Below are 2,032 nucleotides of genomic sequence, written 5' to 3' on the forward strand. Positions count from 1 at the left end.
GAGCGCTCTGAGCCCGGGCCCGAGTTCGACGACACACCGGCAGGCTTCGGGCGGATCGCGGCGTCGACAGCACGTCAGGTGATCGTGCAGCGGCTGCGTGACCTCGAGGACGAGGCGATCATGGGCGACTTCCACGGCCGCGAGGGCGACATCATCACGGGGATCATCCAGCAGAGCAGCGATCCGCGTTACGTCATGGTCGACCTCGGGGCCATCGAGGGATCGCTGCCCCTGGCCGAGCAGGTGCCGGGGGAGAAGTACGTCCACGGTCAGCGTCTGCGCTGCTACGTGGTCAGCGTCAAGCGTGGTCAGCGTGGACCCCAGATCAGCCTGTCGCGCACCCACCCCAACCTGGTTCGCAAGCTGTTCGCCCTCGAGATCCCCGAGGTTGCCGACGGCACGGTCGAGATCGCCGCACTGGCGCGTGAGGCGGGGCACCGGACCAAGGTCGCCGTCCACTCAAAGATCCCTGGTGTCAATGCAAAGGGCGCCTGCATCGGCCCGATGGGTGCCCGGGTCCGGGCGATCATGGCCGAGCTGCACGGCGAGAAGATCGACATCGTGGACTTCTCGGAGGACCCTCGAGCCTTCGTTGCGGCCGCGCTCTCGCCGGCGCGGGTCAACTCGGTCGAGATCGTCGACCTGGAGATGCGTTCGGCCCGGGTGATCGTCCCCGACTACCAGCTGTCGCTGGCCATCGGCAAGGAAGGTCAGAATGCGCGCCTTGCCGCCAAGCTCACCGGCTGGCGCATCGACATCCGCTCTGACACCGCGCCCGGGCACGATGAGGGTGCTCCTGAGGCCGATGCTGGCACGGACCGTGAGCACTAGGCGGTAGAGTGGTGGAGATCGATCGGTTGCGACGTATCCGTCAGCGGCCAACCCAACGTGTGACACGTACGTGCGTGGGTTGCCGTCGTCGCGATGATCGATCAGCATTGCTGCGAGTTGTAGCGAAGCGGGACGACACCGGTGAGCACATTGCCAGAGTCGTTGCCGATCCGCGGCTCCGGTTGCCTGGGCGTGGCGCTTGGCTGCACCCAACACCGGAGTGTCTCGATCTCGCCTTACGCCGCAAAGCATTCGGGCGGGCCCTGCATGTCAAGGCCCAGCTCGAGCTGGCGGACGTGAGTGCATATGTCGAGGCCCACGCGCAGTCCGTCGTCACAACTGACGGCTCCACCCTGGAGCTGCCGGTTCAGCAGGTTTCCGAACGCGAAAGCGGGTTTGACGCTGATGAGCACCCGATGAGTACTCACCGATGAGCAACACCCAGCACTAACGACGGTCCGCGCTTCATCTCTTGCCCGGGCCAAAGATGAAGGAGAAACGTGGCTAAGGTCCGGGTCTACGAGCTCGCAAAAGAGCTTGGAGTCGAGAGCAAGATATTGCTCAACCATCTGAAAGAACAGGGCGAGTTCGTCCGGTCGGCGTCATCGACCATCGAACCCCCAGTCGTCCGCAAGATTCGCGAGACGTTCCCCGCACACCTGACTTCCGCCGGGGCTCCCGATGCCGGCGCCAAGGCAGGCGCCGCGTCCACCGCCAAGAAGTCGGCTGCCAAGCCCGGCGCCGCGGCCCCTGATGTGACGGTCACCGCTGAGGCCGCCAACTCAGCGACTGCCACCGAGGCCCCTGCTGCTCCGACGGTGCAAGTCGCCGCCCCAGCCGCCGTGAGCGCCCCTGAAACCCCCTCGCGTCCCGGCGCTCCCACGCCCGGGCCCAAACCGGTCACCCGTCCGTTCGCCGACGTTCCGGACAGCGCCGTCCCCACGACTGCTGCTCCCACGACTGCTGCGGCCAAGGCCGGTGCGCCCGAGGCGCCTGCGGCCCGCGAAGGCGGTGGCGACGCCACGCGTCCAGGCCCCCGTCCCGGGGCTCCCCGACCCGGCAACAACCCGTTTGCGCCGAGCCAGGGCATGCCTCGAAGTGACCGCGAGAGCCGTGAGCCCCGCGGTGAGACCCGTGAGGGCCGCGAGGGCCGCGAGGCGACGCCTGCTGCTCGTCCCGGCAACAACCCGTTTGCGCCCAG

At 67.5% G+C, this 2,032-nt stretch carries 3 protein-coding genes; all 3 read left to right on the forward strand.

The window, feature by feature from the left end; all coding sequences use genetic code 11:
• A partial coding sequence (gene nusA / locus VFW79_RS12300; RefSeq protein ID WP_329677580.1) for a transcription termination factor NusA occupies positions 1-831 on the forward strand: 831 nt, incomplete at its 5' end.
• Positions 832-905: 74 nt separating this feature from the next.
• Positions 906-1,265: a YlxR family protein gene (locus VFW79_RS12305; RefSeq protein WP_329677582.1), complete on the forward strand. Its 360-nt coding sequence runs from the start codon at positions 906-908 to the stop codon at positions 1,263-1,265.
• 66 nt (positions 1,266-1,331) lie between these two features.
• Positions 1,332-2,032 (forward strand): translation initiation factor IF-2 N-terminal domain-containing protein (locus VFW79_RS12310; RefSeq protein ID WP_329677581.1); only part of this gene is annotated, 701 nt, incomplete at its 3' end.

Source organism: Cellulomonas sp., assembly GCF_036279715.1.
Taxonomy (GTDB): Bacteria; Actinomycetota; Actinomycetes; order Actinomycetales; family Cellulomonadaceae; genus Cellulomonas_A.